Origin of the sequence: Gemmiger formicilis (assembly GCF_016901605.1) — a bacterium.
Taxonomy (GTDB): domain Bacteria; phylum Bacillota; class Clostridia; order Oscillospirales; family Ruminococcaceae; genus Gemmiger; species Gemmiger formicilis_B.
Map to the genome: position 1 here is coordinate 1 of NZ_JACJKP010000119.1, position 9,118 is coordinate 9,118.

Here is a 9,118-nt window from a genome sequence, read left to right on the forward strand (position 1 = left end):
TGACAGCGGCGACTCTCCCAGTTATTGGGGGCCGGCTCCCGGCAATGATTCCGATACGGCACTCATGACCCTGGCAAACCCGCAACCCGGTAACCCGCAGCCAGGCGACCAGCTGTATTTTGTCAACTTACATAAGCTGAAGGGGGATGAAACCGACCCCATTGTGACAGTGGAGGCACGGTTCATCCAACTGCCTCACGACGGCACAGACAGCCCCAACTGGACCAATGGCAAGCAGTACATCGGCCGTACCATGTATGAGGTACGGGACGGCGTGTACGTGGTCCCCTTTCCGCAGGAGATTACCGAGAGTTCCTCCACCAATACCAGCGGTTATTTGTACGAGGAGGTCGCTTTCAACCTGACCCGGCAAAGCGGCTACAAAGATCCCTTTAACCGGCACTACAACTTCCGTGACCTGAAGCATGCATCCCAGATGCCGGAAACCTGGGGCACTCCCGGTTATTTTGGTTATATCGCCGGCACCATGGATACCTATTACTATAATACGGATGTAGAAGATTCCTATTGGAACGCCCATCCTTCCAATGCTGATGCCAGCATCCATGGTCAAATGGTGTATTTTGATACCAAGGACTACGGTGCCACCGGAGAACAGAAGATCGGCAACCTGTACCTGCGTTGGGACGGCATGCCCACCAGCTACCTGGACTACCAATACGACCAGAACTATGGTTTCCTGCTGAGTTCACGCACCAACACCGAAGGCGTTTTCTATTTCCGTATGCCCACCGGGCAAAACAATTTGTCGGAAAACACAGTATTTACGCTGACCTATGTTATTGAGGCGGGCAGTTCCCACGCCGGAACGCACACCTTCCTGTTCACCTATGTACCCCGCAGCGGCTTTGACTGCCTGATGCTGGACTATCTGTGGGAAGATACCGGCGAGGTATGGGGCAATTACGGTGCCGAACCCGCAGACCCAGACACCACCCGGGTCTACTTCAACAATGCCGTCACCGCCTTTGGAAAAATACAGGTACTGTTCGGCACAAAAAAAGAAGATGGCTCCTACACTTGGGTGAGCGGCCAGGAAGCCTCTGATGCCACCTGGGCCAAAGACCACCAGGCATACGCAGAAGGCTATGAGAACTGGGCCAGAGGCTGGCTGAACATGGAAGCTCTGGACCCTGCCGAACGTGTAGAGGGTCACGCCATTCCCAACAATGTGTGGGCTTTTGAGGGTGTGCCTGCCACCTATACCCATGTAATGTTCCGCGGTGCATTGGATGCCGGCGCCGACAACGGAAAGGGCGGCAACTTCTGGTTTTCTCCTCCGTTAGAGATCAGCACAGCCTACAGCTACCCCTGTTTCTTTGGTTACCGGTACCTGGACGAAAGCTCCTATGGTGAGGCAAAAGACGATGTCACCCTGGAAAGCCACGACCACCATGTACTCAACGGCGGCTGGGGCTCCCTGGTCCAGCAGTACAGCCTGGGCGATGCCAGTATGGACGTGCCCCAGGGCAGTGGTTTTGTCAACCAGAACGATGTTTACTACGCAACCACCTCGCTGTACGATTACTATTCTATGTGGGAGCAATCCGGCGAGTCCAGCACAAAGAACACCTATTTGAGCCAATACGACTCCTCACGGGATCTTCCAAATCTGTGGGGCACCCAGGGTCTGTTGTGGAACCTGGCTGTTTCAGAATACTTTGACCAGAAAGATACCTCTGTTAATCAGGCACAGCCCCTGTATTTCGGCGGCGGCGGTTCCATGGTGGAAGGAGGCTGGGGGAGCCTGTTAACCGGCGCGTACAGCAACTATGGCAAGCAGTACGCAGATCACCTGTATAATTTCACAAATCACGCCAACCAATGGACAGCAGACACCGGTGCCCGCACCGGACTGCTGGACCAGCGGCTGAACAGTGACGGCGACGCCACCATTCAGGGGCTTACGGTTCCCTATTTCAGCGAATCCTTCCTGCGCGGCGACAACAGCATGAATGTAACGCTGGGCAACGCCTACAAAGATTTGCGGTTTCCCTTCCACCAGGTTACGGATTCCAACGATGAATACTATGGCTACTGGCAGTTTGACAGCAGCAAGGACGGTCTGCGCCTGAAACAGGACCCGGACGGGAGTTACTACCTGGACGACACTACCGATCCGGTTATCATGTATGACCCGGTCGCCGATGTCAGCAGAAAAAGTTACCTTCCCTTCAACGATGCCACTCCGGACGGCACGGGCATATACGAAACCGAGTTGAATTATATGTTCGGCCAACGTGTAGATCTGACCTTTACCGTACCGGAAGGCGGACAGGTAAACATGGCCGCCCCCGGCGAAGCCGAAAAAATGAAGGACGTCATCTTTGAATTCCAGGGTGACGATGACTGCTGGATCTTCATCGACGGCCAGCTGGTACTGGACATGGGCGGTATCCACGACGCAGTGCGTGGCACCATCAATTTCAAATCCAAGGAATGGAAGATCCTGCGGAACCTGGATGCCAACGACACACCGGGTTCTACCGAGGGCCCGGGTGTGCTTGACAAACAAGGCACTTTCCATCTGACGGATACCGCTGACGGTACCCACACCCTGACCATGCTGTATTTTGAGCGCGGGTTGTACGCTTCCAACCTGAAGTTGACCTTCAACTTTCCCCAACAGAATCAGCTGCGGGTTACCAAAACAGTGGACGAAAGCAACGTCAATCCCCTGTTTTCTGACGCCATGGACAATCTGGGTTCCTTTGAGATCCACTTGGATACCATGGCCACCAGCGGCCAGCCCCTGGCAGTGGAGGATTCCGCCGGATATGTAAAAACTGAGACACCTGTGTATTATGAACCGGGCGCAGACAGTATTTCTACCCCGAATGCATCGGATGGCGGTACAGTAGCGGTGCAAACCGACACCACCGGCAAGTACCTGTACATCACCCAACCCAACGGCTGGGACAGCGGCCAGCAGCCCGCCAAAAATCAGCTGTTGACGCTGACTCCGCAAAGCGGAACCATTGCTCTGGACAAGTACGCCTTCCTGGAACTGGAACTGTACAACGCCACCGCAGACAACCGCGGCGCGGAGCTCTATATCCAGCTGCAAGACCAATCCGGCAAGACCGTCACTGCTTCGGCCCGCACGGTAGGTTACCTGGGCGAAGCCAACCTGTTTTTGCCCAATGCACAATCCCTGATACGCATTGACTTGAACTCGCTGATCGCTGCTGACCCGGCCTTTGACCGCACAAAAGTAACCGCTGTGCGCATTGGTCTGCAAAAGGGAACCGGCGCCGGTTCGGAAGATACCGGCCACTACCGGCTGTACCGGGCCTCTTTCGGTACCCAATGGAACCTGGTACTGTCCACCGGCTTCTCGGTGGGGGACGACCAGATCTCGGACTATGGTTCCATAGCTGCCAACGACTATCAACCCGCCAATGGCGCCTGGTACACCCGCCAGACTACCGGCGAAGGCGGCAATGTCACCGAGAGCGTAGCCAGCGTGGTACAGAACGGCAGCTTGAGCCTGGCCAACGGCCAGACCGCGGTATTCACCGATAAGTTCCGTGTGGGCAGCTACCTGCTGCTGGAAGAAAATGTGGATACCAATCTGTTTGAAACCAGCTGGAGCATCCGTGAAAGCGGCCAGCCTGTCAGTTTCAATTCGCTGCTGCCTGATCGGCCCAATGTTTCCACCATTGCCAACCCGGACTGGGGCTTTACTTTTGGAGAAAATCCTTTGGAAAACCGATCCGGAGTGACTCCCTATGACGGCCGGAGTGTATCCAATACACCCCGCCCCAGCGGCACCGAGAAGCTCGGCTTTGTCTACCGCAGCTATCGCTACCCGGACAACAACGAAAATCTTCCCGTTGACCTGGAAGTAATCTTCCACAACAAGATGCGCACCGGCAATTTCACCATCCAAAAGCAGTTGGACACCACGATGGAAGCCGGAGGCCGTTACCCGGTGGGTGTGTATACCTTCGATATCTACTACACCAACGTGGGCGGACGCGGGCTGGAACAGTTCCTGCCCACCCAGCCCATGGTGGACGGCGTGGGCGACCATTACATCCACCAGGTCGTCCAGATCACCACCGACGGCAACACCGGTCGCGGTGAGTTCGTGATGGAAGGCGTGCCTGCAGGCACCCGGTATATCATCCGGGAACGCCCCGCCAACGGCGCAACGCTGGTTGGCCTGGAAGCCACCGGCGGTGACAGCGACACCATTTCCCCTGTAAAAGGAGTTGCTGCCACTACCGAAGGCGCCCCGGACTACAGCAAGGCATATATCCAGGACAATACCTACCTGCTGGGAGAAACCCAGACAGAAAAGGATTACCCCCTTTATACCTTCACCAACCAAAACGAACCTTTCTATATGAAGATCGAGAAGGTATGGCAGGGTGACCCGCCGACCAATGTAAAGGAAATCCATATTCAGGTACAACGCCGCAAGGCGGGCAGCCAGAGCGATACCGACTGGGAAAATGTGACCAGTGACTTTTTCGGCGACGAGCTCAAAGAAATTGTTTTGCGCCCGGACGAAAACGGCAACTGGAGCACAGCACAGTCCGAGCATGTTTTGCCCTCAAAGGGTACCGATCCCGGCAATGCCCAAGAGGTTTACCTGTACGAATACCGCATTGTAGAACTTGGTGTGGGCGAAGGGGACCTTGCCAGCTACCGGGTGGAATACACCCAGGTAGACGGCGGAACCAACGATGATGATTATCTGATCGTCACTTACCAGGCCCACAACATTCCCACCGGGCTGACCCTGCAAAAAAACTGGCTGGACAACCAGAACCGGGACGATACCCGGCCCAATGCCGTGCGGGTACGGTTGCGGCGCTCGTTGGATTATGACCCCGAAAATCCCACGGCCAACGCCACCTGGGAAACCGTGAACGAAACCGGGCAGGCTGACCCGGAGGCCTTTATCGAATTACGTGCCCCCGATTGGAGTTATTCCCTGAAAGGCCTGTCTGCTTCGGGCATGGTTGGTGAAGAATCCAAGCCTTATTATTACTGCCTGCAGGAAGTGCAGGTGCAGAACAAGGACGCCCAATGGGTAGCCATAAAAAGCCAGGACACCTACGAACCCGCCTACAGCCTGCCGGTAACTCTGGGTCAGGCTGCTGCCCTAACAGTAGAAAACGCTCTGAAAACCGCCAAAATCCAGGTCATCAAACAGGACGCCCAAAATGCCAACAAATTGCTTTCGGGCGCTGAGTTCCTGCTGCAGCGTCTAATGCAGACGGCAGAGGGTGAATGGATCGTGGATACGGCGTGGTCAGCACAAACCGGCACCACCGACAGCAACGGCACTTACACCTTTACGGAGTTGCGGCCCGGTCGTTACCGTCTGACCGAAACGCGGGCACCTGAAGGCTATCGGGCATCCCTGACCCCCACCGACATCACGCTGGGCGCGGAGCATCTGAATGATACTGTCAAGATTACGGTACAAAACAGCAAGCCCCTGCCCTTCACCTTTACAAAGGTAGCGGCGGAAGACAACCAAAAATCCCTTGCAGGCGCTCGCTTTGCCCTGTATGCGCTGGTCTGCGGCGACACAAACCACACGCACACAGAACTGCTGGACCCGGAATCCCCTTCTCCCTGCTGGAATAAGGTCACCACAGATGATGTTGTGAGTGGCGCCGATGGCGTGGTTACATTCCAGGATCTTGCAGCAGGCACCTACCGATTGGTAGAAACCAAAGCGCCGGGTGGTTATGCATTGCCGGCCGGGCAGTGGCAGGTCACCTTGCAAGTGGATGGCGCCACAAAACTTGTGGGCATCAACAATCCGCCCGCCTTTTTGGAGGACGGCAACGTTTTGAAGCTGACCAACCGTAAACCCCTGACCATGCCCAGTTCCGGTGGTCCCGGCGTTCCGCTGGCTTCCGCCCTGGGCGTACTTATGATGGGTGCGGGTCTGCTTCTAATGGGCAAACAACTGCAAAACAAACGCAAAAAGACTGCAAAGAAGTAACGCAAAACACAAGCACAGCAAAAAGGAGAGAATCTGACGTATGAAGAAAAAACTGCACCGTTGGGCAGCCCTATGCCTGACCCTGGCGCTGACATTCTGCCTGGCCCTGCCTGTGTGGGCGGATGAGGCAACGACGTACAATATCGTCGCAGATCAGAAGGGCACGATCCAGGTGACTGGAATTGAAGAGCCTGTGGACACCATTGTGACGGTAAATGTATACCGGCTGATGACGGTAAACTTTAATGTTCCCAACCAGCAGCCTGAAGAACCCGTGTATACCTGGGTGACCGAGGTAGCCCAGTGGCTGAAGACCAACACAAACGAAACATATAAGACCTATATTAATGCAAGTGATAATTCCGTCACAGAGAATTTTTCTGTTCCCACGACTGATGAAAATGGCACTAAGGCTGCAGAGATTGCCGCTTTCTATGATGAACTGGCGGCGGAGATTCGGAGCCAAAATCTTTTCGCTAACGAGGCAGGCAGCGCTACTGTTAACGGTGTCGGTGACACGGGAGCTAGCGGTAGTATCACTGGTTTGGACATGGGCAACTATCTGGTGCTCATCGAAGGCGGTATGAAGGTGTACCGCCCCTCTGCCGTGAACCTGGTGCCTGAATGGAAAAAGACAAGTGAATCCCCTGAGGCATGGGAGTGGGTGCTGGAAACTGCTAATGTTGAACTGAAATCCAGTGAACCTGCACTGACCAAGACTGTCTCTGACACGCAAGTTGCTATCGGCGATACAGTGACCTACACGCTGGTAGCGGATTTGCCCTACTACCCGGAAAACGCCTTGCATAAACATTATCAAATCAGCGACGTGTTGCCCGCCGGTATGACCTTGACTTCCACAAGTGTGAAAGTTTATGCAGGAGATGAACACTCGCAGACCACTGAATTGAACGATACCACTGATTACACTCTTACGTCCTCTAACGCACAGCGCCCCACTGGCGTTACCACGGATGAAGACGTGACGGCTGCCAGCTTTGCTGTAACGTTCCAAGATATTACCACGTTGGCAGAAAGCGGCCACACCAAAATCAAGGTAACCTACACCGCTACGGCAAATGAAAACATCAACATTCTGGAAAATAGCGACGATTCCGCAAATACCAATACCGCTTATCTGGATTACAACAACGATCCGTACAACACCACCGCCACTTGGCAAACCAAAACCGCCACCGCTACCGTGTACAGCTACGGCATCATGGTAAACAAGGTGGATAAAGAAAACAAACCTTTGTCCGGCGCCAAGTTTACGCTGTCCGAAAAATCTGACGGGAGCGCCCCCATCCATTTTGAGGGTTCCAACGGTACCTACCTCAAAACAGCGAGTGGGGATACTGAAATTGAAGTTGATTCCAGCGGCAAACTGACCCTCTCCGGCCTGGATGTGGGCACCTACTATCTGACCGAAACAAAAGCCCCCGGCGGCTATGTAAAGCTGACCAATCCTGTGGTAATCACCATTACTGATGCCGCCCCCAACGGCCTGGTGGATGATGGCACCTCTGGTGACGCTGGTACCGACGGCGCCGACGGCTACTACGAACTTGACGTTGTAAACTCCAAAGGCTTCACGCTGCCCTCTACCGGCGGTATGGGCACCGTACTGTTCACCGCCATCGGCATTGTATTGATGGGCGGCGGCCTGGTATTGCTGCTGCTCTATCTGCGCCGCCGCAACCGCGCAGAATAACCGCTTTTTCGTGCCGGCAGTTTTTTTGATGCTGCCGCACAAGGGCCGGGGCTCCAGGCCCCGGCCCTCTTTGTTCAGGAAAGGAAACCCATGCAGTTACGTTCCATTGCCCCCGTTGCCGCCGCCCTGGCGTTGTTTGTGGGCGGTGCGGCTGTGTTCTGTTACCCGGCCATCAGCAACTATCTGAACCAGAAAAACCAGAGCCGGGTGGTGCAGACCTACGAAGAGACCGTCGCCGCCCAGGATGATGCCCTGCTGGCCGAAGAATGGGCCAAGGCCGAAGAATACAACGAAAATCTGGCCGGGGACCCCGTCCACGACCCCTTTGTGCCCGGCAGCGGCTATGCCTTACCGGACAACTACCTGGACGTGCTGAACATTGACGGCGTGATGGGCCGCATCACCATCCCCAAGATCGGGGTGGACCTGCCCATCTACCACGGCACCGACGCCGAAACGCTGGAAAAAGGCGTAGGACACATAGAATCCACCTCGCTGCCTATTGGCGGCGAATACCGTCATGCGGTACTGACCGGTCATCGCGGCCTGCCCAGCGCCGAACTGTTCACCCGGCTGGACGAACTGGAACCCGGGGACCAGTTTTACCTGCATGTACTGGATGCCACCCTGGCCTACCAGGTGGATCAGACCCTGACGGTAGAACCCCAGGAACTGGAAACCCTGGTGGCGGAACCCGGGCAGGACTACGTAACGCTGGTGACCTGCACCCCCTATGGCATAAACACCCATCGCATGCTGGTGCGTGGCACCCGCATCCCCTACGTACCGGAAGCAGAGCAATCCACGCAAGCAACGGCAGCCCACCTGTTGGGGGGCGAAACCACCACCCGTTACTTCCTGATCGGTATTTTGTTCGGCATCGGGCTTTTATATCTTTTCATTGCCGTACTGCTGGGGTATCGTTTGCTGCACAGTACTGCCAAAGGAGAAAACCACCATGCATAATCCACACCGCCCCTACGGGCTGTTGGTTGTGGCCTTTGCCCTGCTGGGGATTGGAGCTGCCGTACTGCTGTACCCCCACTGGACGGCCTGGCAATACAGCCGCCAGGTAACAGAACAACACACCCGCTTTTCCAGCCAGGTCACGCCCGCTGCAAAGGAGAGCAATTCCCTGCTGGACCAGCTGTACCGGGAACTGCAGCGCCGCAACCAGACCCTGTACGAAACCAACCAGGCTGATCTGCGCGACCCCTTCTCCTATGAGGAACCGGGGGTGTCTTTGGCGGAATATGGCTTACAGGACGACATTATCGGGTTTGTGCAGATCCCCGCCCTGGATCTGGAACTGCCTATTGTACTGGGTGCCAATGAAGAACACCTGAAACAGGGCGCTGCACACCTGACCCAGACCTCATACCCCATCGGCGGTGAAAACACCAACTGCGTAC

At 55.5% G+C, this 9,118-nt stretch carries 4 protein-coding genes; all 4 read left to right on the forward strand.

Going from position 1 to position 9,118, the window contains the following annotated elements:
* Positions 1 to 64 precede the first annotated feature (64 nt).
* Positions 65 to 5,992 carry a SpaA isopeptide-forming pilin-related protein gene (locus H6B10_RS09825; protein ID WP_204651443.1) on the forward strand — a complete coding sequence of 1,976 codons (5,928 nt, stop codon included), beginning with the start codon at positions 65 to 67 and terminating at the stop codon, positions 5,990 to 5,992.
* A 40-nt stretch (positions 5,993 to 6,032) separates the two neighbouring features.
* Positions 6,033 to 7,706 (forward strand): SpaH/EbpB family LPXTG-anchored major pilin, encoded by a 1,674-nt coding sequence (locus H6B10_RS09830; RefSeq protein ID WP_204651444.1) that lies wholly within the window; start codon positions 6,033 to 6,035, stop codon positions 7,704 to 7,706.
* Positions 7,707 to 7,796: 90 nt separating this feature from the next.
* A complete protein-coding gene (locus H6B10_RS09835; protein ID WP_204651445.1) occupies positions 7,797 to 8,672 on the forward strand; it encodes a class C sortase in 876 nt (291 codons plus the stop codon).
* Positions 8,665 to 9,118, forward strand: a 454-nt coding sequence (locus tag H6B10_RS09840; protein ID WP_204651446.1) for a sortase, incomplete at its 3' end; no start/stop codon positions are given. The genes H6B10_RS09835 and H6B10_RS09840, both read left to right, overlap by 8 nt.